Source organism: Nonomuraea indica (assembly GCF_002850745.1).
GTDB classification, from domain to species: domain Bacteria; phylum Actinomycetota; class Actinomycetes; order Streptosporangiales; family Streptosporangiaceae; genus Nonomuraea; species Nonomuraea indica.
Map to the genome: position 1 here is coordinate 181,393 of NZ_KZ559470.1, position 25,347 is coordinate 206,739.

The 25,347-nt window shown below is 73.0% G+C and carries 21 protein-coding genes and 1 pseudogene; 12 read left to right on the plus strand and 10 right to left on the minus strand.

Annotated features, from left to right (window positions below; translation table 11 throughout):
* Nucleotides 1-32: 32 nt before the first annotated feature.
* The 3 genes from CXR44_RS15625 (at nucleotide 33) to CXR44_RS15635 (ending at nucleotide 3,092) form a co-directional block, all read left to right on the plus strand.
* Nucleotides 33-833, plus strand: a complete 801-nt coding sequence (locus CXR44_RS15625) for a glycerophosphodiester phosphodiesterase family protein (protein ID WP_101786767.1) — start codon at nucleotides 33-35, stop codon at nucleotides 831-833.
* Nucleotides 834-1,027: 194 nt separating this feature from the next.
* The gene (locus CXR44_RS15630; protein WP_101786768.1) at nucleotides 1,028-2,470 is read left to right on the plus strand and encodes an MFS transporter; all 1,443 of its coding nucleotides are present in this window, start codon (nucleotides 1,028-1,030) and stop codon (nucleotides 2,468-2,470) included.
* 277 nt (nucleotides 2,471-2,747) lie between these two features.
* A complete protein-coding gene (locus CXR44_RS15635) occupies nucleotides 2,748-3,092 on the plus strand; it encodes an RNA polymerase-binding protein RbpA (RefSeq protein ID WP_101786769.1) in 345 nt (114 codons plus the stop codon).
* Nucleotides 3,093-3,227: 135 nt separating this feature from the next.
* Here CXR44_RS15635 and CXR44_RS40920 read toward each other — a convergent pair whose 3' ends face one another.
* The 7 genes from CXR44_RS40920 to CXR44_RS15670 form a co-directional block, all read right to left on the minus strand.
* Nucleotides 3,228-4,619, minus strand: coding sequence for a DUF5685 family protein (locus CXR44_RS40920; protein WP_101786770.1), 1,392 nt, complete (start codon nucleotides 4,617-4,619; stop codon nucleotides 3,228-3,230).
* Between the two features lie 136 nt (nucleotides 4,620-4,755).
* Nucleotides 4,756-5,148 (minus strand): hypothetical protein, encoded by a 393-nt coding sequence (locus CXR44_RS15645; RefSeq protein WP_144069977.1) that lies wholly within the window; start codon nucleotides 5,146-5,148, stop codon nucleotides 4,756-4,758.
* Between the two features lie 242 nt (nucleotides 5,149-5,390).
* Nucleotides 5,391-7,007, minus strand: coding sequence for a pectate lyase family protein (locus CXR44_RS15650; protein ID WP_219601820.1), 1,617 nt, complete (start codon nucleotides 7,005-7,007; stop codon nucleotides 5,391-5,393).
* 238 nt (nucleotides 7,008-7,245) lie between these two features.
* Nucleotides 7,246-7,752: an FxsA family protein gene (locus tag CXR44_RS15655; RefSeq protein WP_245899186.1), complete on the minus strand. Its 507-nt coding sequence runs from the start codon at nucleotides 7,750-7,752 to the stop codon at nucleotides 7,246-7,248.
* A gap of 67 nt (nucleotides 7,753-7,819) precedes the next feature.
* The gene (locus CXR44_RS15660) at nucleotides 7,820-8,563 is read right to left on the minus strand and encodes a polyprenol monophosphomannose synthase (protein WP_101786772.1); all 744 of its coding nucleotides are present in this window, start codon (nucleotides 8,561-8,563) and stop codon (nucleotides 7,820-7,822) included.
* 2 nt (nucleotides 8,564-8,565) lie between these two features.
* The gene (lnt, locus tag CXR44_RS15665) at nucleotides 8,566-10,386 is read right to left on the minus strand and encodes an apolipoprotein N-acyltransferase (RefSeq protein ID WP_245899187.1); all 1,821 of its coding nucleotides are present in this window, start codon (nucleotides 10,384-10,386) and stop codon (nucleotides 8,566-8,568) included.
* 791 nt (nucleotides 10,387-11,177) lie between these two features.
* Nucleotides 11,178-13,364, minus strand: a complete 2,187-nt coding sequence (locus CXR44_RS15670) for a HelD family protein (RefSeq protein ID WP_245899214.1) — start codon at nucleotides 13,362-13,364, stop codon at nucleotides 11,178-11,180.
* Nucleotides 13,365-13,726: 362 nt separating this feature from the next.
* On the opposite strand from CXR44_RS15670, the gene CXR44_RS15675 reads away from it, so the two are divergent.
* The 7 genes from CXR44_RS15675 (at nucleotide 13,727) to CXR44_RS15705 (ending at nucleotide 21,945) form a co-directional block, all read left to right on the plus strand.
* Nucleotides 13,727-14,926, plus strand: coding sequence for an ROK family transcriptional regulator (locus CXR44_RS15675; RefSeq protein ID WP_101786775.1), 1,200 nt, complete (start codon nucleotides 13,727-13,729; stop codon nucleotides 14,924-14,926).
* A gap of 16 nt (nucleotides 14,927-14,942) precedes the next feature.
* Nucleotides 14,943-16,286, plus strand: a complete 1,344-nt coding sequence (locus CXR44_RS15680) for an extracellular solute-binding protein (RefSeq protein WP_101786776.1) — start codon at nucleotides 14,943-14,945, stop codon at nucleotides 16,284-16,286.
* Between the two features lie 6 nt (nucleotides 16,287-16,292).
* On the plus strand, nucleotides 16,293-17,234 hold the full coding sequence (locus tag CXR44_RS15685) for a carbohydrate ABC transporter permease (RefSeq protein ID WP_101786777.1): 942 nt from the start codon (nucleotides 16,293-16,295) through the stop codon (nucleotides 17,232-17,234).
* Nucleotides 17,231-18,124, plus strand: coding sequence for a carbohydrate ABC transporter permease (locus tag CXR44_RS15690; RefSeq protein WP_245899188.1), 894 nt, complete (start codon nucleotides 17,231-17,233; stop codon nucleotides 18,122-18,124). The genes CXR44_RS15685 and CXR44_RS15690 overlap by 4 nt, the downstream gene beginning before the upstream one ends.
* A complete protein-coding gene (locus tag CXR44_RS15695) occupies nucleotides 18,121-19,383 on the plus strand; it encodes a 6-phospho-beta-glucosidase (protein WP_101786778.1) in 1,263 nt (420 codons plus the stop codon). Before CXR44_RS15690 ends, CXR44_RS15695 begins: the two co-directional genes overlap by 4 nt.
* A complete protein-coding gene (locus CXR44_RS15700; RefSeq protein ID WP_101786978.1) occupies nucleotides 19,380-20,390 on the plus strand; it encodes an N-acetylglucosamine kinase in 1,011 nt (336 codons plus the stop codon). Before CXR44_RS15695 ends, CXR44_RS15700 begins: the two co-directional genes overlap by 4 nt.
* Before the next feature lie 181 nt (nucleotides 20,391-20,571).
* The gene (locus CXR44_RS15705; protein WP_245899189.1) at nucleotides 20,572-21,945 is read left to right on the plus strand and encodes a serine hydrolase domain-containing protein; all 1,374 of its coding nucleotides are present in this window, start codon (nucleotides 20,572-20,574) and stop codon (nucleotides 21,943-21,945) included.
* A 109-nt stretch (nucleotides 21,946-22,054) separates the two neighbouring features.
* On the opposite strand, the gene CXR44_RS15710 is transcribed toward CXR44_RS15705, so the two are convergent.
* The 3 genes from CXR44_RS15710 to CXR44_RS15720 form a co-directional block, all read right to left on the minus strand.
* Nucleotides 22,055-22,537 (minus strand): Lrp/AsnC family transcriptional regulator, encoded by a 483-nt coding sequence (locus tag CXR44_RS15710; protein WP_101786779.1) that lies wholly within the window; start codon nucleotides 22,535-22,537, stop codon nucleotides 22,055-22,057.
* Nucleotides 22,538-22,560: 23 nt separating this feature from the next.
* Nucleotides 22,561-23,154: a GTP-binding protein gene (locus CXR44_RS15715; protein ID WP_101786780.1), complete on the minus strand. Its 594-nt coding sequence runs from the start codon at nucleotides 23,152-23,154 to the stop codon at nucleotides 22,561-22,563.
* Nucleotides 23,155-23,370: 216 nt separating this feature from the next.
* On the minus strand, nucleotides 23,371-24,222 hold the full coding sequence (locus CXR44_RS15720) for a terpene synthase family protein (RefSeq protein WP_101786781.1): 852 nt from the start codon (nucleotides 24,220-24,222) through the stop codon (nucleotides 23,371-23,373).
* Between the two features lie 167 nt (nucleotides 24,223-24,389).
* Between CXR44_RS15720 and CXR44_RS40925 the strand changes: the two are divergent.
* A pseudogene (locus tag CXR44_RS40925) lies at nucleotides 24,390-24,893 on the plus strand (O-acetyl-ADP-ribose deacetylase); the annotation flags it as partial.
* 24 nt (nucleotides 24,894-24,917) lie between these two features.
* A complete protein-coding gene (locus CXR44_RS40930; protein ID WP_281260281.1) occupies nucleotides 24,918-25,346 on the plus strand; it encodes a DUF6508 domain-containing protein in 429 nt (142 codons plus the stop codon).
* Nucleotide 25,347 lies beyond the last annotated feature (1 nt).

Below are 25,347 nucleotides of genomic sequence, written 5' to 3' on the forward strand. Positions count from 1 at the left end.
CCACAGATCACGCGGAAGGCATACTTCAGGACGTGTACGCCCGCCGATTCCCCTTCCTCGACCATCCCGGCCCGCTGGCCTTCGCGCACCGCGGCGGAGCCGCCGAAGGTGCCGAGAACTCCGCCGAGGCGTTCGAGCGGGCCGTGCGGCTCGGCTACACCTACCTGGAGACCGACGCCCACGCCACGGCCGACGGCGTCCTGCTGGCCTTCCACGACCACACGCTGGACCGGGTGACCGACCGGCGCGGGCGCATCTCCGAGCTGCCCTACCGGGCGGTCAGGCAGGCCCGCATCGGCGGCGTGCACGAGATCCCGCTGCTGGAGGACCTGCTCGGTTCCTGGCCGGAGATCCGGTTCAACATCGACGTCAAGGAGGCGGCCGCCATCGCCCCGCTCGCCGAGGCGGTCCGGCGGACCGGCGCGCACGACCGGATCTGCCTGACCTCCTTCTCCGACGAGCGGCTGGCGATGGCCAGGGCCGCCCTCGGCAACGAGGTCTGCTCGGCGCTCGGCCCGCGCGGCGTCGCGGCGCTGCGGGCGGCCGCGACCACGTCCGGCTACGGCCGTCTGCTGGCCCGCCTGTCGCGCGCGGGCGTGCCGTGCGCGCAGGTGCCGGTGGGCTTCCGCGGGCTGCGGGTCACCACCCGCCGCCTGGTCCGTACGGCACACGCCATCGGCATGCAGGTGCACGTATGGACGATCAACGACCGCGACCGCATGGAGCAGCTCCTCGACCTCGGCGTCGACGGCATCATGACCGACGACATCACCGGCCTGCGCGACGTGCTCGACCGACGCGGCCTGTGGCACCCCCAGGGCAGGGCGGCGTGATGCGTGCCCCCGCGGCCCGATCGGCTCCGCCCGGCGCGCACCCGGAAAACGCGCCCCGGCGGCGTGGGACATGGCTTGCCGTCGCCCTGTACCTTCTTGGTGGTCCACGGCCCAGCCCGGCCGACTGACCGTCCGACCGTCCGATCCGGGGCCCGGCATCCGCGCGGGCCACGCCTGAGGAGCGACCCGACACCATGTCCGCATCCGCACCCCCCGCGGCCTCCGACCCCGCCGCCGAGTCACCGGCCGCCCGCCGGCGCGAGCAGCGCGGCTGGTACGTCTACGACTGGGCCAACTCCGCCTTCAACACCACGGTCATCTCGGTCTTCCTCGGCCCGTACCTGATCCCGGTCGCCCGCACCGCGGCCTGCGCCCAGGACTTCCCGGACGTGCCGGCCGCGACGTGCGCGAGCGACTTCGACCGGCTGACCGCCGCCTCCCCCGGCCTGGGGTACGTGGACGTGCTGGGCTTCGACGTGCGGCCGGCGGCGTTCTTCGGCCTGGTCGTGACGATCTCGGTGTTCCTGCAGATCGTGTTCCTGCCGATCGTGGGCGCGCTGGCCGACCACACCGGACGCAAACGGGAGATGCTCGGCGGGTTCGCCTATGTCGGCGCGCTCGCCACCATGGGCCTGTACTTCGTCGAGGGCGACCGCTACCTGCTGGGCGGGGTGCTGTTCGTCGTGGCCAACGTGGCCTACGGCTCGTCCATCGTGGTCTACGACTCGTTCCTGCCGCAGATCTCCACGCCCGACGAGCGGGACGCCGTCTCCTCGCGCGGCTGGGCGATCGGCTACCTGGGCGGCGGGCTGCTGCTGGCCCTGAACCTGGTGCTCTACCTGCGGCACGAGAGCCTCGGGGTGGGCGAGGGCATGGCGGTGCGCATCAGCATGATGTCGGCCGGCCTGTGGTGGGCGATCTTCACGCTCGTGCCGCTGCTGCGGCTGCGCAACCGGCCCGTCCCGGCGCACGAGACGACGGCGCTGCGCTCGGTGGGCGGCAGCTTCCGCCAGCTCGGCCGGACGCTCCGGGAGCTGCGCCGCTACCCCCTGACGCTGCTGTTCCTCGTGGCGTACCTGGTCTACAACGACGGCATCCAGACGGTCATCGGCAACAGCGCGGCGTTCGCCGCCGAGGCGCTCAAGCTCGACAAGACGGTGCAGATCAGCGCGATCCTCATGGTGCAGTTCGTGGCGTTCTTCGGGGCGCTGCTGCTGGGGGCGCTGGCGCGCAGGCTCGGCACCAAGCGCACGGTGCTGGGCAGCCTGGTGGTGTGGACGGCCATCGTGATCGTCGCGATGTTCGTCCAGGAGGGGCAGGCGCTGCAGTTCTACCTGATGGCGCTGGCCATCGCGATCGTGCTGGGCGGCACGCAGGCGCTGTCCCGGTCGCTGTTCTCGCAGGTGATCCCGAAGGGGCGCGAGGCCGAGTACTTCAGCCTGCTGCAGATCAGCGACAAGGGCTCGGCGTTCATCGGCTCGCTGACGGTGACGATCGCGTTGCAGCTCACCAACAGCTACCGGATCGCCATCGTCTCGATGATCATCTTCTTCGTGCTGGGGTTCGCGCTGCTGGCGCTGGTCAACCTGCCGAAGGCGATCCGCGCCGCGGGCAACGAGGTGCCCGAGCGGATCTGAGTCCTCCGACCGGCCCGGGTCAGGAGCGGCCGACCGTCATCGTGCCGCGGCTCGGTCGCGCTGACCTGCGGCCGGAGCCGCCACGGACATTTCCTGACATCCCCAGACACGAGAGAAAGGCCGTCTCCTGTGGGGCTGTCGCGCCCGACAGGGCAACTCCTGGGGGCCGAGGAGATTGGATCACCCCGCAGGTGGGAATCCCATCACGGTACCAAGCGTTAGACACCGTGGGAGACAGACCCCCCACGCATGGGGGCCCTGTAGGAGGCATTTAGACATGGGCGAGCGCGCACTTCGTGGCACCCGGCTCGGGGCAACCAGCTACGAGAACGACCGTAACACGGATCTGGCCCCGCGCCAGGAGGTGCCCTACACCTGTCCGAAGGGCCACAACTTCGAGGTTCCGCTCGCCGCCGAGGCCGAGATTCCCGCGACGTGGGAGTGCCGGATGTGCGGGGCGACCGCTGTCCGGGTCGATGGCGAGCAGCCGGAGTCCAAGAAGACCAAGCCGCCGCGGACGCACTGGGACATGCTGCTGGAGCGGCGTTCCATCGAGGACCTGGAGGAGGTGCTCAACGAGAGGCTGGCCGTCCTGCGCGCCCAGCGTCGCAAGAGCGCCTGATCCGATTCCACGGTGTGAGCCCCCGGGCACCCGCCCGGGGGCACCTTTGTGCCCGCCCCCGCCCTGGGGGGCGCCTTTGCGCTCATCACCGGCACTCACCCGTGCCCGCCGCGGCCAGGCGCGCCGGCAGGCTCCTCATTCGCAGCACGAGCACGCGCAGCACGAGCAGTTGGCGCAGCAGTCGCAGGACTCCCAGCAGTCCTGGTTGCATACGTAACAGCGGGATGCGCAGGAGCCGCCCCGTTTGCGGCTCCACCGCGGGCGCCACAGACCGCAGGTGAGAAAGGTGCCCGCACCGGCCGCCGTCCTGCGGATCCACCCCGGCCGCCGATACGAGCCGGTGGCGACCCCGGTGCCGGACGCCGGGGCGGCCCCGGCCGGGGGACGGCAGGCCACGGCGCCGAACGTCCGCTCCACCGCCCGCCGCACCTCCGTGACGAGCAGCACCTCCACCAGGTGCCGTTCCGCCAGCCGCAGCTCCCGTACGGCGAGCGCGAGCCCGTGCGCGGCGTCGTCGCACAGCCGCCGCGCCTCCTCGCGGGACGTGCCCGTGACAGTCAGCGGGTTGAACGCGCCCCGCTCCGCGTCCTCGGCCTGGTCCTCCACGGCGTCGAGCAGGTGCGCGATCCGGCCGAAGAACCTGCCCGCCTCGGCCAGCGGCTCGACGTTGCCCGGCAGCCCGGCGAGCACCGCCGTATGGGCGAACGCCTGCGCGACCGCCTCCTCCGCGGGAGCGGTCAGCTCAAGCAGCGTCACCGGCCCTCCTGCCCCCGCGCCGGGTCTGGCCGTCCCCGCGCTGGGCATGCCGGTCCCCACGCCGCTGCCGGTCCCCACGCCGCTTCCTGCTCCCGCGCCACTTCCTGCTCCCGCGCCACTTCCTGCTCCCCCGCCGGACCCGGCCGGCCCGGTGCCGGGCGCGCCTGTCCTCGTGCCGGGGTCTCCCCATTCCGTGACGGCGCGGTGTTCCAGGGCGAGCTGGCGGTCCACGGTCGAGGCCAGCGTCGTTGTGTCGAAGCCGACGGACGCGCCCAGCCTGGCCCCGGCCGCCTCCCAGCGGGTCGCGAGCCGGCGGCGGGCCGCCGCGGCACCTCCCGCCACGCCCCCCACCATGCCGACCAGTGTGCTCACCGGGCCCGCCGTGCTGACCGTCGTGCCCGCCGCGCCGATCCTGCTGACCGTCGTGCCCGCCGCGCCGTCGCCGTCGGCCGCGTGGTCGCGCAGCCGACCGGCCGCCAGCATGAGGGAGACCGCCGCCGCGAGCCGCGCCCCGCTGCCGCCCGAGTCCACCACCTCGGCGGAGCGGAACCCGCGCAGCGCGCACGGCCCGGCGGTCCGGCGCGGGGAGGAGGACGGCAGCTGGGCCTCGGCGAGCGCCGAGACGATCAGCGTGTCGTAGTTGGTGGCCAGCCGGGCGGACTGGCCCTGCCCATCCCGCAACGTCAGGCACAGGCCGCACAGGTGCGCCCGCCATGCCTCGCGCAGGGTCGCGCAGGCATGCGCGGAGCAGGGGCGGATGATTCCGAACACACGACCTCGCCAGCTTCGTCCAGCTCCATACGGGTGATCGCAGGATCGTACTGGGAACCAGCCGAATGTCGCCTTCGGGGGTGCCCGCCCGGCGGCGATGGGCCACCGGGCGGGAGGCGGGGCAGCCGCGAGGAGGTCAGTAACCGATCTTGCCGACGCCGGCGCCGACCTGGACGACGGCCGGCACGTCGGCGGGCGAGTCGGCGATGTAGGGGTAGTAGGTGCGCGGCTCGCTCACGCTGCCCCGCGTCTCGATCGGGTGGTTGCCCGCGACGAGGATGTTGTTCCGCTCGACCAGCCGGCCGAGGTCGCCGCTGAAGTCCACCCGCCCGGGATTGTTGACGCTGTGGAAGTAGTCGCCCTCGGCCGGCACGCCCGCCTCGTAGGTGGAGGCGATGCCGTAGCTGCTGTCCCGGTAGTAGTTGTTGTAGACGTGCACCAGCTCGACGGTGGCGAACCCGCTGACCGGCTCGGCGGCCGCGGCCTGGACGGGCTGCGTGACGGGGCCGGTGACGACGGCGGCGGTCACCAGGGCCACCACCGATGACGGACGTGCGCGCCGCGCGCCATCGTGACGGCGGCTCGGGGGTGAGGGCCGGCGTGTGGCCGGGAGCGGTTCCGGGGGGCATGATCGCTCTGCTTTCTGTACGGCACCGGCCCGCGGGTGACGCGGGACGGCGGAGACCTACGGGGGCAGGGGTGCGCGGCTCGCCGTGCGGTCGGATCGAAGGTCCGGGCACATCCGGAAGGGCCGGGCGCCCGGCGCGGGCGTCAGGCGCCGATCTTCCCGACGCCCGCGCCCGCCGTCACGGCGGCCTTCACGGAGTTCGGGTCGTCCAGCGTGTAGGCGTAGAAGTCGCGGGCCTCGCGGACGCTGCCGCCGCAGTCGGGCCGGCCGGACTCGACGAACACGTTGTCGCGGGCGACGCACCTGCCGGACGGGCCGGCGTAGCTGTTGGTGACCGGCTCCTCGACCAGCTCGAAGTAGTTGCCCTCGACCAGGCATCCGGCGTTCGCCTGGCAGGCCACCCCGGCGTCGGTATTGTAGACGTAGTAGTTGTTGTAGACGTGCACCGGCTCGCCGAACCTGACCCGCGGGTTGCGCTGCGGCGTCCGGTCGAACCAGTTGTGGTGGTAGGTGACCATCAGCCGGCCGACGTCCTGCGCGGCGTTGCCGTCGGAGTGGCCGAGCAGCATGTTCTTGGTGTGCTGGTGCGCGTGGTTCCAGGACACGGTGACGTACGAGGAGCCGCGCTTGATGTCGAGCAGCCCGTCGTAGCCGCAGCACAGGTCGTTGTGGTCGATCCACACGTGGTGCGAGAACATCTGCACGTTGATCGAGTCGTCGGTGGCGCCGCGGAACACCAGGTTGCGGATGATGACGTTGTGCACGGCGTTCGCGGGCGGTGAGGTGACGGCGTCGTCCACGGGCAGGCCGATGTTGAGCCCGCCGCCGGTGATGCCGGAGCCGGAGCCGACGCCGACGATCGTCTTGTCGGAGGCGACGTTGTGCATCCCCGCCGGAACGGCGATCATCCCGCGGACGCAGACGTTCAGCGGGCCGCTCTGGCCGATCGCCATGATGAGCTCGTTCGCCGTGTCCACCTCGACCGTGGGCCCGCCGGCGCCACCGGTCGTCCCGTTCTGGCCCCAGGCGTTCACCGAGGCGAACCCGGACGGCGTCCCCGAGGTGGGGCAGTCACCCGGCGGCGGAGGCGTGACGGTGGGGGTGACCGTGGGGGTGACCGGCGGCCCGCTCGGCCCGCCCACGTCGGTCACCAGCACGTCGTCGAACGAGGCGCTCGCGTAGTAGCCCGCCAGGCCCGCCCGGCCGGAGGAGTAGGTGGCGTCCATCGCGGAGACGACCTCGACGCCGTCGACGAAGCCGCGCAGCGAGGTGCCGAACGCCTCCAGCCGCACGGTGTACCAGGTGCCCGGCGTGACCGTCGCGGCCGCCGTCGCCAGGGTCACCGGGCCGCCACCGGAGCGCTTGCCGAGGACGACGCCGCCGTCGCCCACCCCGAGGAAGTAGTGGGCGCTGGTGCTCTGCGCCCTGGCCAGTACGGCGGCGTACCGGCCGGTGCCGTTGAAGGCGATCGGCCTGACCCGCGCCTGCACGGACTGGCCGGTCCAGCCGGCGCCCGCGAGGGCTCGGGCGTCGGCGCCGGTGCCGGACTGCCGGTAGGCCCTGGAGCCGTCGGTGACCACCGACCAGCTGCCCCCGGACCGTGACCAGCCCGTGGTGTCGCCGTCCTCGAAGTCGTCGCCGAACAGCGTCGCGGCGGACGCGCTGGGTACGAGCGCCAGCGCTCCGAGTAACGTCGCGGCGATGGCCGCCGCCAACGCGGCGAGCAGTGATCGGGTGCTGGTCGCTTTCCTGAGTCGCACGGGGGAGCCTCCGCTGGCAAGCCGTGACCACGGAACCCGCTCGTGAACGGATTCCTTACCGGATGTGGTGCTGTGCGTCAGCTCGGCCGGGCTTGACCCTCTTTATGCAACCGATTGCGGTACGCGTCAAGGCGCAGCGCTGTGCAGTTTTGTTGCAGGAGTCCAGGTCGCTTCCCCAGCGGGAGCTGCGCGACCCTCAGAACACGCAAGCCTTCTGCAATCGCTTGCAGGCAGCCGTCTACGCCTCGCGGTCGTCGCGGATGACCTCGCCGTGCACGACCTTGCCGTGCACGGCCCCGCCGTCCGCCCCCAGGCCCGGCCCGGGCGCGCCGGGCTGCGTCGGGAACAGATGCGCGTACGGCGAGGCGGCCGCCATCCGCCTGACCCGGCGCTCGAAGAACCAGGAGCCCAGGCGGCGCATCATCGGCCGGGTGACCGGCAGCAGGCACGCCATGCCGACGACGTCGCTGAGGAAGCCGGGCGTCAGCAGCAGCGTGCCGCCCACGAGGATGATCGCGGCGTCGGCCAGCTCACGGTCGGGCATCCGGCCCGACTGCAGCGACTCCTGCAGCGCCCGCCAGGCCCGCCGCCCCTCGCGGCGCACCAGCCAGGCGCCGAGCATGCTGACGGCGACGAGCACGGCCACGGTCGTCCAGCCGCCGATGGCCTGGCCCACCTGGATGAGCAGCCAGATCTCCAGGACCGGGATGACCAGGAAGGCCAGGAAGAGCAGCAGCCGCATCATGTCCTCGTCTCAGCGCAGCGCACACGTACGTCTGGAACAACGCCCGGCGGGGCCGGAGCGTTCCGGGTCAGCGGCGTCTGCCGCGCAGCCGGGCGGGCAGCCCGGCGAAACCCCACACCGCGATCCGCCAGAACGCCTCGACCATGATCCGGCGGCTCATCTTGCTCGTGCCGACCGCCCGTTCGACGAACGTGATCGGCACCTCCACCACCCGCAGCCCCTGCCGGGCCGTGCGGAGCGTGAGGTCCACCTGGAAGCAGTAGCCCTCCGACTCGACGTCGGACAGGTCGAGCTTGTCCAGCGTCTCCGCGCGGTAGGCCCGGAAACCGGCGGTCGCGTCACGGACCCCGAGGCCCAGCATGATGCGGGTGTAGACGTTGGCGCCCCGGGACAGCAGCTGACGGGAGGCCGGCCAGTTGACCACCTTGCCGCCGGGCACGTAGCGCGAGCCGATCGCCAGGTCGGCGCCGCCGGCCACCGCCCGCAGCAGCTCGGGCAGCTGCTCGGGCTGGTGGGAACCGTCGGCGTCCATCTCCACCAGCACGTCGTAGCCCTTGTCCAGGCCCCACCGGAAACCGGCGAGGTAGGCGGCGCCCAACCCCTGCTTGCCGGGCCGGTGCAGCACGTGGACGTGGTCGTCGGCGGCGGCCAGCTCGTCGGCGACCGCACCGGTGCCGTCGGGGCTGGCGTCGTCGGCCACCAGCACGTGCGCCTCGGGGACGGCGGCGCGCAGCCGCTCGACGATCAGCGGCAGGTTGTCACGCTCGTTGTAGGTCGGGACGATGACGAGCACACGGTCGAGAGCCTCCACGGTCAGTCACTCCCCATCCGGTCTCCTCGCCTTCCGGCGCCCCACATGGCGACGCCGGCCGCCGCCACTCCCATCAGCGCCAGCGCCCACTCAGGCAGCGCGCCCACCCGGGTCGCGATCGTCTCCTGCGTGCGCACGGGCACCTTCACCACGGTCATGTCCGCGACGAGCTCGCGGGTCCGCCAGGAGACCTTACCGTCCGGCGTGACATAGGCGGAGATCCCCGTGGTGGCGGCCGTGACGACCGCCCTGTTGTGCTCCACGGCCCGCAGCTTGGACATGGCGAGCTGCTGCGGCGGCAGGTTGGTCTCGGCGTAGCTGGCGTTGTTGGTCTGCACCACGATCGGGGTGGCGCCGGTGCGGACGGTGCCGCGGACCGTGCCGTCGTAGGCGACCTCGTAACAGTTGACGGCCCCGATCGTCACCGGGCCCAGCCGGAGGTCGCCCGGCCGGGTGCCGGCCACGGACTGCCTGCCGACGAGGTTGGCCCGCTCCCACAACGCCAGCACGATCTCCTTGAACGGGGTGTACTCGCCGAACGGCACCAGATGCTGCTTGTCGTAGTAGGCGCCGGGCCCGGTGGCCGGGTCCCAGACGAGGCTGCGGGTGGCGCGGTGCTCGTCGCCGATGGCCACCACCGCGCCGACCAGGGTCGGCACGCCGACGTCCTTGACGGAGTCGTCGATGATCTCCCGGGCGTACGGGTCGCGGTAGGGATCGATGTCGGTGGAGTTCTCCGGCAGCACGACGAGGTCGGGCCTGGGCAGCCGGCCCTCACGCACGGCGCGGGCGAGCCGCTTGGTCTCGTTGACGTGGTTCTTCAGCACCACGGCCGGCTCGTCGCCGAGCGCGTACATGCCCCGGCCAGGGACGTTTCCCTGGACGATGCCGACGTTGACGGTGCGGCCCTCGTCGCCGGGCCGCGGCACGGCCGCCGTCACCAGCGGCACGGCCAGCGCCAGACCCACGGCGCCGGCCGGCACCCACCGCCGCGCCCCGCGCGCCCGCCCGCCCCTCAAAGGTGGCGAGCCGCGCCGAGCCAGGACCGCGTACGCCAGCAACCCGCCGCACAGGACGACCGCGAAGGACACCAGCGGCGCGCCGCCCAGCGCGGCGTAGCGCGTGAACAGCGACTCGCCCTGGCTGAAGGCGAGCCGCGCCCAGGGGAACCCGCCGACCGGGACGAGCCCGCGCGCCCACTCCATGGCCACCCACAGCCCGGCGAACCACAGCGGCCACCATCGCAGCCGGAACACCGGCGCGGCCAGCGCGGCCATCACGGCGTAGAAGACACCGGAGACGCCGACCAGCATCACCCAGACGTCGTCGCCGATGGGGCGCACCCAGGCGAGAGCGGGCAGCAGGAACACGACGGCGGCCAGGTAGCCCAGCCAGGCGGCCCGGCGCGGCCGGGTGCCGTGAAGGGCCGCCACGACCAGGCCGATGCCGAGGGGCGCGCCGATCCACCAGTCGATCGGCGGGAACGCGAGGTACAGCAGCGCCCCGCCCGCCATGGCCGCCACCGTCCTCGCCAGCGTGGCCCTGCGGGACTCGGGCGGGCTGCCCGCGCGCCCCACGACGGGCGGGACGCCGCCCGGCCCGCCCGAAACGTCACGCGCGCCGCCGCCCGCGACCCCGCCGTCCGCAGTCCCGCCGTCCGCAGTCCCGCCGCCCGCAGTCCCGCCGCCCGCAGTCCCGCCCTCCGCGATCCCGCCACCCGCGATCCCGCCACCCGCGGTCCCGCTCTCCGGAGTCCTGTCGTCCTGGGTCCTGTCATCCGCGGTCGTGTCGTCTACGGTCCTGCCGTCCGGCGCCTGCTCCACGGGGCGGGGCGGGACGGTGGGTCGGCCGCCGGACGGGCCAGGGCGCGACGGCGGCTCGCCGGACGATGGCTCACCCGTCGTCGGCCGTAGGCCCCTGCTGTCCTGCACCACTCCGCCCGCTCCTCGCCGCGCCTGCCCCGGGCACGCGCCCGCCTGCCCTCGTCCGACCCTCATGTCGCATCAGCAGGCCGCGCCCGTGGCGGCGAACCTGCTAGTCGAAACGGTACCGCTCCCGGGCGGCCCTGAGGTCGCCGTGGCGCGGCTGATCGCGCAACAGGAGCCCCAGGTGTGCCACGGGTGGGAAGGGAGACCGCCGCGCGCGGGGGCGGCGGGCCGGGCGGAGGGCGGGGATCGCTGGTGGAGCCGGAGGTGGAGCGGCTGGGTGATCCCGCGGACGACGAGGCCGAGGGATCACCCGCGCTGATGGCGATCCTGCGCACGAGAGCGGGAAGAGGGCCCGGAAACCCTTCGGACCGGACCCGTCTCGTCGGCGGCGAGCGCGGAATTCCGTTGTCTACTGGGCTACCGGGCCCGTCCCGGGTCCAACCCCCCGCCCGGCTGGGGTGCCCCGACTCGACGGACCGACGGCCCTGCACCTGGCTGTGTGGACGAAGTCACGCTCCGTCACGGACGCAGGATCCGACGATGTCAGAGACGGCCAACCGGCCAAGTCCCGTGCTGGACTGCGCAGCAAACTACCGACTCCACCTCAGATGTCAACCGTGTCCCGATCAGCAGAAACATCAAGTTTTCGCAGGTAGGACATGCTTGGCCTGCCTCGCCAAAGCGAGTCAGAGCCCATTTGTCGACATATGTCCCTGCCGCGGCAGGTCGCCGAACGCCTCCGCCAGCGGGCCGGGCAACGGCTCGTCGTACAGGATGCCGAGTCGCTGGGTGGCCCTGGTCAGCGCCACGTAGAGATCGCTCAGCCCGCGCGGCGACTGGGCGGCGATACCGCCCGGCTCCGCCACGAGCACCGAGTCGAACTCCAGCCCCTTGGCGTCGGCGACCCCCATCACCGTGACCGGCGCGTCGAGCGCCGCCGCTCCCCCGCTCCGGCCGGTGCCGGGGGCGACCACCACGGCGCCGTCCACGGCCGCGGCGACCCGATCGCCGAGCGGGCCGAGCAGCGCGTCGGGCACCACGACCGCGACCTTGCCGCCCTCGCCGGCCTCGGCCTTGACCAGCTCGGGCAGCGCGGCGGCCGGCGCGGTCCAGGGGCGGACCCCGCCCTCGCGGACCGACGCGGGCGCCCGCAGGGCCGGGTCGATGGCGGCGAGCACCCGGGCGGCCACCTCCATGAGCTCGACCGGCGTGCGGTAGTTGACGGTGAGCCGCTCCTGCCGCCAGCGCCCCGCCACGTACGGGTCGAGCACCTCGGCCCAGGAGCGGGCGCCCGCCGCCGAGCCGGTCTGCGCGATGTCTCCGACGATCGTCATCGACCGGTTGGGCACCCGCCGCATGACGGCCCGCCAGGCCATGGGCGACAGCTCCTGCGCCTCGTCCACGATGACGTGGCCGTAGGCCCAGGTGCGGTCGGCGGCGGCGCGCTCGGCGGTGGTGAGGTAGGGGCCCTGGCCCCGCTGGCGTTCGGCGAGCCGTTCGGCTTCCATGACGTCGGACAGGCCCGTCAGCTCCAGCACCTCGCGGGCGTAGGCCAGCTCGGCCTCCCGCTCGTGCTCCTCGGCCTGCCGGGCCGCCGCGAGCTCCTCCTCGGCCTGCAGCGCGGTGGCGCGCAGCACCTGTTCGTCGATCTCGCCGAGCAGTTCGGCGGCCTCGTCGAGGAGCGGCACGTCGGACTCGGTCCACTCCGCGGCCCGGCCGGCGTCGCGCCGGAGCAGCGCGCGCTCCTCGCGGGTCAGCGCGGCGGCGGCGTGGCCGAGCCGTTCGGGCGAGCCGTACAGGCCGAGCAGCAGGCGCTGCGGGGTGAGGTATGGCCAGAGCCGGTTGAGCGCCGCCTTGACCACGGGCTCGGTGCGCAGCTCCTCGCGCAGGTCGGCCAGCTCGTCGTCGTCGATGAGGCCCCTGCCGAGTTTCTTGGCGGCCTGGCGGGCCAGGGCGTTGAGCACCGACCTGACGAACACGGTGCGGGCCTGGTTGTGCGGGCGGCGCGAGCGGCCGGCCTTGTGCCGGGCGGCGTCCAGCATGGGACGGTCGATGGTGAGGGTGTAGCGCCCGAGGGCGAGCTCGACGGGCTTGCGCGGCATGCGCTGGCGGTCGCGGACGGCCCGCGCGATCACTTCGGCCATGCGCGCGTCGCCCTTGAGCGCGGCCACCTCGGGGCGCTCGCGGGCGGTGGCGGTCAGGCCGGGGTAGAGCTCGCCGACCGTGGACAGCAGCACGTCCGTCTCGCCGAGCGAGGGCAGGACCTGCTCGATGTAGCGCAGGAACGTCGGGTTGGGGCCGAGGATGAGCACGCCGCGGCGCTCCAGCCGCTCGCGGTGGGTGTAGAGGAGGTAGGCGGCCCGGTGCAGGGCGACGACGGTCTTGCCGGTGCCGGGGCCGCCCTGGACGACGAGGACACCGTTGAGGTCGGCGCGGATCACCCGGTCCTGCTCGGCCTGGATGGTCGCGACGATGTCGCGCATGCGGCCGGTGCGCCGCTCGTCCAGCGCGGCCAGCAGGGCGGCCTCGCCGTTGAGCGTGGCGCGGTCGTCGTCGCTCAGCGCGTCGAGGTCGAGCAGGTCGTCGTCCACGCCGACCACCGCGCGGCCCTTGGTCTGCAGGTGGCGGCGGCGGGTGACGCCCATGGGCGCCGCCGGGGTGGCGCGGTAGAACGGCTGCGCCACGGGGGCCCGCCAGTCGATGAGGAGGCGCTCCTGCTCGTCGTCGGTGAGCCCGAGCTTGCCGATGTAGAGCCGCCCCTCCTCGACGTGGTCGAGCCGGCCGAACGCCAGGCCGCGCTCCACCGCCCACAGCCGGGCCAGGCGGGAGGCGTACATCTCGGCGAAGGTGTCGCGTTCGGAGCGGTTCTGCATCGTTCCCACCGCACCCGCGGCCAGCACCTCCTTGAGCCGGCGCTGCGTGCGCTCGCGCAGCGTGTCGAGGCGCTCGTAGAGGCGGGTGACGTAGTCTTGCTCCCTGGCGAGCTCTGTTTGACGAGTTCCCGCCAGACCATTATTGTTGTTAATGGGACACTCCGGGCCATTCTGCTTGTTGTTACGACAAACGACGACATTAGCACGCCCGTCGAGGCACTCCCATTCTTCCGCCTCTCCGACGCCTCGCGTCGCGCCGGCCGCAGTCACGGCTTGGTTTCACCTCTTGACCTCAGGGCCCTGGACTCCTTACGTTCACCTCTAGTTAGGAAAGTTTCCTAACTTCGAGCGAAGGAGGACGTGTGAGCAGTCCTGTGCCGGGGACTCCGAGCCTGCTCCGCGCGATCAACGACCGCGCGGCGCTGCAGGCGCTCCTGGAGCGGGGGCCGCTGACCCGTCCGGAGATCGGCGCCCTGACCGGCCTGTCCAAGCCGACCGCCTCCCAGCTCCTGGCCCGCCTGCAGGAGGCGGGGCTGGTGGTGCTGGACGGCATCAGGGAAGGCCTGCCGGGCCGTACGGCGGAGCTCTACCGGATCAACCCGGCCGCGGCGTACGCGGGCGCGCTCGACGTCACGCCCGGCCGGATCGAGGCCCGCGTCGCCGACATCACCGGGGCGATCGTCGGCGAGCACACCCTTCCCACTCCGCGCAGGCCGGCCGGCGAACTGGTCGACCGGCTGCGCGCCGCGCTGGACGGCGCCGGCCCGCCCGGTCCGCTGCGGCAGGTGGTGATCGGCGTGCAGGCGGCGATCGACCCGTCCACCGGCCGGCTCGGCTACGCCACCGCCAAGGACATGCCGGGCTGGCACATCCCGGACCTGGTGCCCACCCTGTCACGAGGGCTCGGCGTGCCCGTCGCGGTCGAGAACAACGTCAACCTCGTCGCGCTCGCCGAACAGGCCCACGGCGCCGCCCACGACCACCCGGACTTCGTGCTGCTGTGGGCCGACGAGGGCATCGGCTCGGCCATCGTGCTCGGCGGCCGGATGCACCGCGGCGCCACGGGCGGCGCGGGCGAGGTCGGCTACATGCCCACCCCGGGCGCGCCGACGGCCCGCGAGGCCGGACGGCTCGCCAACCACGGCTACCAGGCGCTCACCGGCGGCCAGGCGGTGCTGAAGCTGCTGCGCTCGTACGGCGTGCGCGGCCCGGACTTCCGCCAGGCCGTCGCGAACGCGGTGCGCCTGGCCCAGGGCGGCGGCCAGCGGGCCGACGACGCGCGGGCGGGGCTGCGCGACATCGCCGCCCGGCTGGCCGTGGGCCTGGCCGCCATCACCTCCGTCGTCGATCCCGGCCTCATCGTGCTGACCGGCGGCGTCGTGCTGTCCGGCGGCGAGACCCTGCGCGAGCTGATCGAGCACGAGCTGCACGCGCTGACCATCCCCCGACCCCAGGTGCGGCTGTCGAGCGTCGACGGCAACCCCGTGCTGGCCGGGGCGCTCGACCTGGCCCTCGCCACGGCCCGTGACGAGGTCTTCCGTTCCACGGTAGTCCCCACATGATCAGGAGGCACCCCCCGTGCGCTTCGTCCCCCTCGCGGCAGCCGGCCTCACGGCCCTGGCGCTGACCGCCTGCACCGCGGGCAAGGAGGCGGCGCCGTCGCTCGGCGCGCAGCCCAAACCCTCCGGCTCGGCCTCGCAGGCCCTGCCGGCCGCGACCCTCGAACTGTGGCACGGCTTCTCCACCGACGCCGAGGTCAAGGCCTTCGAGGACGCCATCGCGGGCTTCAACAAGAAGTTCCCCCAGATCAAGGTGAAGGCCACCAAGGGGGTCCAGGACGACCAGATCACCCAGGCCATCCGGGGCGGCAGGGCGCCCGACGTGGCGGCCTCCTTCACCACCGACAACGTCGCCCAGTGGTGCCGGTCGGGATCGTTCCAGGACCTCACGCCGGTCATCGAGCAGGACGGCATCGACCTGACTGTGCTGCCGGAGGTGTCGCGCACCTACACCGCGTTCGAGGGCAAGCGCTGCACGATGCCGCTGCTCGCCGACGCGTACGGCCTCTACTACAACAAGTCCCTGATGAAGGGCGAGCAGCCGCCCAGGACGCTGTCGGAGCTGACCGCGCTGACCAAGAAGCTCACGGTCCGCGACGCGAACGGCGACATCAAGGTGGCCGGGTTCATCCCGAGCTTCCAGTACTACGAGAACTCCCCCAGCCACATGGGCCCGATGGTCGGCGCGAAGTGGTACAACCCCGACGGCACCTCGGCGATCGGCTCCGACCCTGCCTGGAAGCAGCTGCTGACCTGGCAGAAGGAGCTCGTGGACTGGTACGGCTACGACAAGCTGGAGAAGTTCCGCAAGAGCCTCGGCGACGAGTGGAGCGCCGAGCATCCCTTCTTCAAGGGCAAGGTCGCCATGATCCTCGACGGCGAGTGGCGCAACGCCATGATCGCCAATGATCCCCAGGCGAAGGACATGGACTACGGCACGGCCCCGTTGCCGGTGGCCGACGACAAGCCCGACCTGTACGGCAGCGGCTTCACCGCCGGGACCGTGATCGGCGTGCCGAAGGGCGCCAGGCACCCCCAGCACGCCTGGGAGCTGGTCAAGCACCTGACGACCGACACGGACTCGCTGGTGACCCTGTCGAACGCGCTGCGCAACGTGCCCACGACCAAGGCGGCCATGGAGTCGCCGAAGCTGGCCGAGGACGCCAACTTCAAGACGTTCCTCGACATCTTCGCCCACCCGAAGACCTCGACGCTGCCGGCCAACGTCAACAGCGTCTTCAACCAGGAGGCCATGTCCACCTTCCTGGCCCGGTGGGAGAAGGGCGCCGTGCCCGACCTGGACGCGGGACTGAAGTCCGTGGACAAGCAGATCGACGACAAGCTGAAGCTGTCCGGGGGCTGATCCGCGATGGCTTCCGTCTCCCACGCCGCCACCCCCCGGTGGCGGCGCGGCGAGGGCCTGCGGGCCCTGTTGTGGCTGTCACCCTGGCTGGTCGGCGTGTCGGTGTTCTTCGTCTATCCGCTGTTGGCCACGGTCTACTTCTCCTTCCACCGCTACGACCTGTTCACGCTGGAGTTCGTCGGGCTGGACAACTACCGCTACCTGCTCAACGACCCCAGGGTGGTGACGTCGGCGCGCAACACGCTGTGGCTGGTGGCCTTCATGGTGCCGGCGCAGGTGCTGTTCGCGCTGGGGCTGGCCCAGCTCGTCACCATGCTCAAGGCCGGGGTCGGGCTGTTCCGGACGATCTTCTACCTGCCGACGCTGGTGCCGGCGGTGGCCGGGACGGTGACGTTCGTGTTCCTCATGAACCCGGGGACCGGGCCGTGGAACCAGTTCCTCGCCCTGGTCGGCGTCACCGGACCCGACTGGTTCGGCGACCCGGCCTGGTCCAAGCCGAGCCTGACGCTGCTGGCGCTGTGGGGCTGCGGCAACACCATGATGATCTTCCTGGCGGCCCTGCTCGACGTGCCCAGGCACCTGTACGAGGCCGCCGCCATCGACGGGGCCGGGCCGTGGCGGCGCTTCCGCAGCGTCACGCTGCCGGTGATCTCGCCGGTGCTCATGTTCTCCGCGATCACGGGGGTGATCTACGCGCTGCAGTACTTCACCCAGGCCATGATCGCCTCCCGGGTGGCGTCGGGCGCGACCGACTCGGCCGGCTCCGCCTTCGTCCCCGGCTACCCGGACGAGTCGCTGCTCACGTTGCCGCAGTGGCTCTTCCACGTCGGGTTCCGCGACTTCAGCATGGGATACGCCTGCGTGCTGGCGCTGCTGCTGTTCGGCACGTCGATGATCTTCACGTTGGTCCTGCTGCGCCAGTTCCGCCGTGCCGAGGAGGGCTCGTGAGCGTCACCGTCACCGCGTCGTCCCCCGCCGCCCTGCGGGGTGCGCGCCGCGCCGGCGCCGGCGCGCGCCGGCGCCGGGTCCTCATGTGGGTCGCCACGCACGCGCTCGCCCTCGCGCTGGCCCTGATGTTCCTGGCACCGGCGGTCTTCCTGTCGCTGACGGCGCTGATGACCGACGAGCAGGCCCTGACCAGCCGGCTGTGGCCGCACACCTGGAACTGGGACAACTTCGCCACCGTCTTCGCCAAGTCGCAGCTGCTGCGCTGGACGGCCAACACCCTGCTGTACGCCACCCTCGGCACCGTGTTCATGCTGGTGTCGTCAGTGCCGGTGGCGTACGCGCTGGCGAGGTTCCGCTTCCGCGGCCGGCGGCCGGCGTTCCTGCTGGTGATCACCACGATGATGCTGCCGCCGCAGGTCGTCGCGGTGCCCGTCTACCTGCTGTGGGCGCGGGCGGGGCTGACCGACAGCCTGTGGCCGCTGATCCTGCCGATGCTGCTGGGCGACGCCTACTCGATCTTCCTGCTGCGCCAGTTCCTCATCACGATCCCCCGCGACTACACCGACGCCGCGCGGGTCGACGGCTGCTCCGACCTGCGGACGCTGCTGCGGGTCGTGCTGCCGATGGCGCGGCCGGCCATCGCGGCCGTCGCGCTGTTCCAGTTCTTCTACTGCTGGAACGACTACTACGGGCCGCTGCTGTACGGCGGAGTGGCCCAGGACGGCTGGACCCTGTCGGTGGGGCTGGCCACGTTCAAGGCGTTCCACAGTGTCCAGTGGAACCTCACCATGGCCGCCACGCTGCTGGTGACGGCCCCGGTGATCGTGTTGTTCTTCTTCGCCCAGAGGGTCTTCATCGAGGGCGTCACGCTGACAGGAGTGAAGGGTTGAAACTCGCCGTGGTCGGGGGCGGCTCGACGTACACGCCGGAGCTGGTCGACGGGTTCGCGCGGCTGCGCGACGAGCTGCCGGTGACCGAGATCGCCTTGATCGACCCGAACGGGCGGCGGCTGGAGCCGGTCGCGGGAATGGCGCGGCGGATGCTCGCGCACGCCGGGCATCCCGGCCGGGTGACGGCGACCTCCTCGGTCGAGGAGGGCGTCGCGGGCGCGCAGGCCGTGCTGGTCCAGCTCAGGGTGGGCGGGCAGGCGGCGCGCGAGGTGGACGAGACGCTGCCGCCGCGCTGCGGCTGCGTCGGCCAGGAGACGACGGGCGCGGGCGGGCTGGCCAAGGCGCTGCGCACCGTGCCGGTCGTGCTGGAGATCGCCGACGTGGTGCGGCGCAACGCGCCGGAGGCGTGGATCGTCGACTTCACCAACCCGGTCGGCATCGTCACCCGGGCGCTGCTGGACGCCGGGCACCGGGCGATCGGGCTGTGCAACGTGGCCATCGGCTTCCAGCGGCGCTTCGCCGGCCTCCTGGGGGTGCCGCCGTCGCGCGTGTCGCTCGGCCACGTGGGGCTGAACCACCTGACGTGGGAACGGTCGGTCCACCTGGACGGGCGGGACGTGCTGCCGTCGCTGCTGGCCACGCACGGCCGGGAGATCGCCGACGCGGTCGGCCTGCGCCCGGAGCTGGTCCGGCGGCTGGGCGCGGTGCCGTCGTACTACCTGCGCTACTTCTACGCGCACGACGCCGTCGTCGAGGAGCAGCGCTCCAAGCCGCCCCGGGCCGCCGAGGTGGCGGCCATGGAGGCGGAACTGCTGCAGCTGTACGCGGACCCGTCGCTGGTCACCAAGCCCGAGCTGCTGGCCGAGCGTGGCGGCGCCTACTACTCCGAGGCGGCGGTGGCGCTCATCGCGTCGCTGCTCGGCGACCGGGGCGACGTCCAGGTGGTCAACGTGCGCAACGACGGCACGCTGCCCTTCCTCGACGCCGACGCGGTGATCGAGGTGCCCGCCGCCGTGTCGGCCGCGGGCGCCAGGCCGCTGCCGGTGGAGCCGGTCGAGCCGCTGTACGCGGGGCTGATCGGGCACGTGTCGGCGTACGAGACGCTCGCCCTGGAGGCGGCCAGGCACGGCGGCGCCGACCGGGTGCGCGACGCCCTGCTCGCCCACCCGCTGGTCGGTCAGGACGCGGTCGCCGAGGAGCTGACCGGGCTGCTGCTGGAGGCCAACCGCTCCTTCCTGCCGTGGACGGTGCGTCCGTGAACGGTGCCCCGGCACAGCCCCGCAGGCTCGTCCTGGCGGTCGACGGCGGCAACAGCAAGACCGACGTGGCCGTGGTCGCCGACGACGGCGAGGTACTGGCCACGGCCCGCTCGGGGCCGTTCCTGCCGCAGAGCGCGGGCGTCGCGGCGGCCGTGGACGTGGTGGAGCGGGCCGTGGCCGACGCGGTCCGGCACGTCCTGCCGGCCCGAGGGCGGCCGCCGTTCGACCACGTGGCCGCCTACCTGGCCGGGGCCGACCTGCCGGTCGAGGAGGAGGCGCTGGCCCGCGAGTTCGCGGCACGGGGCTTCGCCGCGGACGTGGTCGTGCGCAACGACACCTTCGCGCTGCTCCGGGCGGGCGCGTCGGGCCCCTGGGGGGTCGCCGTGGTGTGCGGCGCGGGCATCAACGCCGTCGGCGTCTCGCCCACGGGTGAGGTGGCGCGCTTCCCGGCGCTCGGCCGGATCAGCGGCGACTGGGGCGGCGGCCAGGTCGTCGGCGAGGACGCGCTGTGGCACGCGGCGCGCGCCGAGGACGGCCGCGGCCCCGCCACGGTTCTGGTGGACGTGCTGCGCGCCCACTTCGGCGTCCGCACGGTCGAGGAGCTGGTGCTGGACCTGCACTTCGGGCGGGTGCCGCACGGCCGGCTGCACGAGCTGGCCCCCGGTGTCCTCGCGGCGGCGGCCGGCGGTGACGCGGCCGCGCTGGGCCTGGTGGAGCGGCTGGCCGGGGAGGTGACGACCATGGCGCGGGTGTGCCTGCGCCGCCTCGGCCTGCTGGAGCAGCCGGCCGAGGTGGTGCTCGGCGGGGGTGTCCTGCGGGCGCGCGATGCGCTGCTGACGTCGCTGCTGGAGCGCGGCTTCGCCGCGGCGGCGCCGTACGCCGAGATGGTGGTGGCCGACGTGCCGCCGATCGTCGGAGCCGCCCTCAACGGGCTCGACCGCCTCGGCGCCGGAGAGGCGGCCAGGTCCCGGCTGCGCGCCCGCTACGCGGAAGGCGTGCCGGCCTGACAGCGCGGACGGGACGGACGCCCCGCACAGCACCGACGACCCGCACGGCAGGGACAGCCGGCACAGCATGGGCAGCACGGGCAGCACGGGCAGATGTCACCGGCCCGGCATGACGCGTGTCATGACAGGCCGGTGACACAGCGGACTAACCCGGCGCCGCCGAAGGGATCATGCTGATGCCATGATTCCCACCCGATCGACCGTCCGGAAGGACGACAGGACCGACGACAGGACCACGGCGCGGCGCCGGGGCCGCCGGATGCTGGCCGCGACCGCCGCCGGTGCGATGCTCGCCACCGCGGCGACGGCCGCTCCGGCCGCCGCCGTCACCCCGGTGACCGGCCCGTCCGCCACTCCGTCCGCTGCCCCCGCCACGCCGTCGGCGGCGGACGGCTCACCGCTCGACCGCGGCGCGCTGCGGCAGTCGCTCGACGCGGTCCACGAGGCCGGCATGTACGGGATCTACTCAGCCGTGCGCGACGGGGGCCACGGCTGGAAGGGCGCCTCGGGCGTGGCCGACGTGGAGACCCGCCGGCCGGTGCGGCCGGACATGCGGCACCGGGTGGGCAGCATCACCAAGACGTTCACCGCCGTGGCCGTGCTGCAGCAGGTGGAGCGGGGCGCCGTCGAGCTGGACGCGCCGGTGAACCGCTATCTGCCCGGGCTGCTGCCGGGCGAGCGCGGCGGCAAGGTGACGGTGCGGATGCTGCTCAACCACACCAGCCACATCGCCGACTACATCGCCGGGGCGTTCCCGTCGCTGGTGCAGGGGTCGCCCGCCAGCCTCGACGAGCACCGCTTCCGCACGCTGCAGCCGCGTGAGCTCGTGGAACTCGGGCTGGCCGCGCCGCCCACCGGCGAGCCCGGGGCCACGCCGGGCTCGTACTCCAACACCAACTACATCATCGCCGGCATGCTGCTGGCGAAGGTCACCGGCACCCCGGCCGAGCGCTACATCACCCGCCACGTGATCGACCGGGCGGGGCTGCGCGACACGTCGTTCCCGCGCGGCCCGCGCATCCCCGGGCCGCACTCCAAGGCGTACGAGTCGTTGTACGGGCTGATCGACCCGCCGCGCGACTACAGCGTCTACGACATGTCGTGGGGCGGCACTGCCGGGGCGCTGGTGTCGACGATGGACGACCTCAACCGGTTCTACCGGGCGCTGCTGCGGGGCCGGCTCGTCGGCGCGGCCCAGCTGGCCGAGATGCAGAAGACCGTGCCGGTCGGGGTGGGCGGGTTCGCCATCGACTACGGCCTCGGCCTGTACGCGCTCGACCTGCCGTGCGGCCGGTTCTGGGGGCACGACGGCGGGGTGTGGGGCATGGGCACCCAGTCGCTGACCGGCCCCGACGGCCGCCGGCAGCTGTCGTTCGGGTTCAACCTGATGAAGTACCAGCGGGTCAACGAGGACGGCCGGCTGGAGCCCCACCCGATCGACGGGGCCATGGTGAGCCACCTGCTCGCGGGCCTGTGCGGGACGGACGCCGCCAGGACGGCGCAGGCCCCCGTCACGCCGCTGCCGGCGGACCGGATGCTGTCGATCAAACGCTGACCCTCGCGCGGGCGCGGGCGCGCCGCCGGGCGGCGCGCCCGCTGTCAGGGCACCGTGTCAGGACACCGTGTCAGGACACCGTGTCAGGCAGGGCCGCCGGCAGCCGCCGTCAGGGGGCGGCGTCGGGCCCGTCGGGCTTGCCCGGGTGGCCCGCGAGCTCGGCGGCGCGGTGCTCGTAGGGGGTGCTGAGCACGACCGTGGTGCGGGTGGAGACGTTGGCCGAGGCGCGGATCTGCTGCAGCAGGTCCTCCAGCGCCACCGGGGAGGCGACGCGGACCTTCAGGATGTAGCTCTCGTCGCCCGCCACGCTGTGGCAGGCCTCGATGGCGCTCAGGTGGGCCAGCCGGTCGGGGGCGTCGTCGGGCGCGGCCGGGTCGATGGGCTTGATCGACACGAAGGCGGTGAGCGGCAGCCCGATCGCGTCGTAGTCGATGATGGCGGCGTAGCCGCGGACGACTCCCCGCTTCTCCAGGCGGCGCACCCGTTGGTGCACGGCGGAGACCGAGAGCCCGGTCTCCCTGGCCAGGTCGGTGAAGCTCATCCGGCCGTCACCGGCCAGCAGCGTGACGATCCGGCGGTCGATCTCCTCCATCGGTCAAAAATAGCCCGTCGAGGTCACGACATGGTCCCGACGGGGGTGACTCCCCTGCGCATGGCATGCTCGACGAGCGTGATCAGCACGTCGCGGCCGGAGTCGCGCCGGCGGGCGTCGCACAGCACGATGGGGATCTCGGGCTCCAGGTTGAGCGCCTGGCGCACCTCGCCGACGGTGAAGGGCCGGGCGCCGTCGAAGCAGTTGAGCGCCACCACGAACGGCGTCTCGCGCCGCTCGAAGTAGTCGATCGAGGGGAAGCAGTCGGCCAGCCGGCGGGTGTCGGCGAGCACGACCGCGCCGAGGGCGCCCATGGTCAGCTCGTCCCAGACGAACCAGAACCTCTCCTGCCCCGGCGTGCCGAACAGGTAGAGCATGTAGTCACTGTGGATGGTGATGCGGCCGAAGTCCATGACGACGGTCGTGGTGGGCTTGGATTCCACGCCCGACAGGTCGTCCACGTACTGCCCGACGTGCGTGAGCGTCTCCTCGGTGCGCAGCGTGCGGGTCTCGGAGACGGCGCCGACCATGGTGGTCTTGCCCGCGCCGAAGCCACCGGCGATCAGGATCTTGATCGCGGTGGGCAGTCTCCGGCGGCCGGAGAGGCCGAAGTCCATCGAGCACCGCCCGTATGTCCCTGCGCGGCAGGGCCGCACGTAGTCCGCCCAGGAGGGCCTTGTCAGGCGAAGCTGTCAAGGCGCAGAAGTCGTTGATCAGTTACCTCGATACCGAGCCACCCTAGCAACGCCACATAGTCCCCTCAAGCCACATACCCGTTCAAATATCAACTTTTCCTGGCGCCGTCACCTCCGTGCGGCCAGGCCCTCAGGACCTCAGGCGGGCGCCCCGTGCACCCCGGCGTGGAAGTGCATGCGCCGCCGCAGGTAGGCGGCCGTGCGGGGGCTGAGCCGGCTCAGCTCGCCGATCAGTTCGGCGGCCTCGCGCGCCAGCTCCGCCATCGCGCCCGTCACCTCGGCCCGGCTGACGCCGAGCATGAGCACGTTGAGGTCGCCCCAGCTGACGTCCCGGCGGTAGGAGGCAAGGTCGCCCAGCAGGTGCAGGTAGCGCTGGACCTGCCCGCTGGCGGGCAGCAGCTCCGCCAGATGCCCCCGGGCCCACTCCTCCCCCGCGTAGATCCAGTACGACAGGTCCACGAAGCGGGAGCCGTGGCTGTCGGCGTTGTCGACGTACCCGGCGAGCGTGGGCACGGCCCGGCTGTCGCGCCACACCCAGGCGCGGACCATCGCGGTGAGCATCCGGGCGAGCTGGTCGCGCCACAGCCGGTGCGCGGCCCCGAAGGCGGCGACCGTGTCCAGCTCGTCGCGCAGATCCGCCAGGAACCGCGTCACCGCCGTCCTGGGGCCGGCCCCGTCGGCGACGGCCAGGCAGTCGCGCACCAGGGCGTCCACCTGGTCACGGCCCGTGGCGGTGTGGTGGACCAGCCGCTCGACGGCCAGCACCCACAGCGCGGCCCGGTTGCCCACTTTCAGCCCGTCGGCCCCCGTCCAGGGCGAGCTGAACGCGCCGGCCAGCGTCAGCGAGGTGTACAGGTCGGCGTCGAAGGCGGCCGGAGGGAACAGCCCGCCGTACATCTGGGCGCAGCGCCGCAGGTCCCTGCCGCACTCGGCGGCCAGCGCGCAGGCCCGACCGGCCGCGAACGCGTCGTCCAGCTCGTCGGCCGGCATCTAGGACCGCTCGATCGGCACGCGGATCATGGGCGGCGTCCCCCGCTGTCCGGCTGTCATCCCTCGCATGCGCATTGTCACATGATCAACACATCCGATCAAGGCGCGCGACGCGCCGCCGCAGTCGGCGAGGATGGAGGCGACCCGGCCTCGGAAGGGGAGCCGCCATGCAGATCACGCTCGTCCAGGGTGACATCACCCGGCAGCACGTCGACGCCGTCGTCAACGCCGCCAACTCCTCCCTGCTGGGCGGCGGCGGGGTGGACGGCGCCATCCACCGGCGCGGCGGACCGGCCATCCTGCGGGAGTGCCGCATGCTGCGCGCCGGCCGCTACGGCCGGGGCTTGCCGACGGGCCAGGCGGTGGCCACCACGGCGGGCGACCTGCCGGCCCGGTGGGTGATCCACACCGTCGGACCCGTCCACTCGGCCACCGAGGACCGCTCAAGTCTGCTCGCCTCCTGCTACCGCGAGGCGCTGCGCGTCGCCGACGAGCTGGGCGCCGCCACGGTGGCCCTGCCCGCCGTGTCCACCGGCATCTACGGCTGGCCCGTCGAGGACGCCGCCCGCATCGCCGTCAGCACCGTCAGGTCGGCGCGCACCCGGGTGACCGAAGCCCGGTTCGTGCTGTTCACGGCCGACGCGCACGCCGCCTTCCGGCGCGCCCTGGAGGCGGCCGGACCCTCGGACGAGGAGATCGCGGCCCGGCTCGCCGCCCAGCCCGAGGAGCGCTGGCAGGAGCTGTTCGCCCGCGCCGACGCGCTCACCCCGGACGACCTGCGGGTGTCGTGGGGCGGCGGCCAGGAGGTCCGGCCCGGCGTCATCCAGGCGCCCTACCCCGTCTACGGCGACGCCGTCACCCGGATCCTCCGGCTGCTGGGCGAGCTGGAGGTGACGGTGGTGTTCGGCTGGCCCGACTGGGTGCGCGGCAACCCCCTCTGGCCGGCCGGGCAGGGCCTGGACGACGCCCCGGTGGCCGACGCGGCCCGGCTGGTCACGGCGATCGTCCGCGGCGAGCGGTTCGCCGACGGGACGATCGGGCAGGCCATCGACCAGGGCGCCTTCCAGGCCGTCCTACGCCGGCTGCGCCACTGGTTCGACGAGGAACGCCCCCTCGCCGGATAGC

Coding starts and splice junctions, on each gene's coding strand:
- CXR44_RS15630 (WP_101786768.1), top strand. CDS start 1,028: ATGTCCGCATCCGCACCCCCCGCGGCCTCCGACCCCGCCGCCGAGTCA.
- CXR44_RS15635 (WP_101786769.1), top strand. CDS start 2,748: ATGGGCGAGCGCGCACTTCGTGGCACCCGGCTCGGGGCAACCAGCTAC.
- CXR44_RS15655 (WP_245899186.1), bottom strand. CDS start 7,752: ATGATGCGGCTGCTGCTCTTCCTGGCCTTCCTGGTCATCCCGGTCCTG.
- CXR44_RS15670 (WP_245899214.1), bottom strand. CDS start 13,364: ATGCAGAACCGCTCCGAACGCGACACCTTCGCCGAGATGTACGCCTCC.
- CXR44_RS15685 (WP_101786777.1), top strand. CDS start 16,293: ATGGCTTCCGTCTCCCACGCCGCCACCCCCCGGTGGCGGCGCGGCGAG.
- CXR44_RS15705 (WP_245899189.1), top strand. CDS start 20,572: ATGATTCCCACCCGATCGACCGTCCGGAAGGACGACAGGACCGACGAC.
- CXR44_RS15710 (WP_101786779.1), bottom strand. CDS start 22,537: ATGGAGGAGATCGACCGCCGGATCGTCACGCTGCTGGCCGGTGACGGC.
- CXR44_RS15715 (WP_101786780.1), bottom strand. CDS start 23,154: ATGGACTTCGGCCTCTCCGGCCGCCGGAGACTGCCCACCGCGATCAAG.
- CXR44_RS15720 (WP_101786781.1), bottom strand. CDS start 24,222: ATGCCGGCCGACGAGCTGGACGACGCGTTCGCGGCCGGTCGGGCCTGC.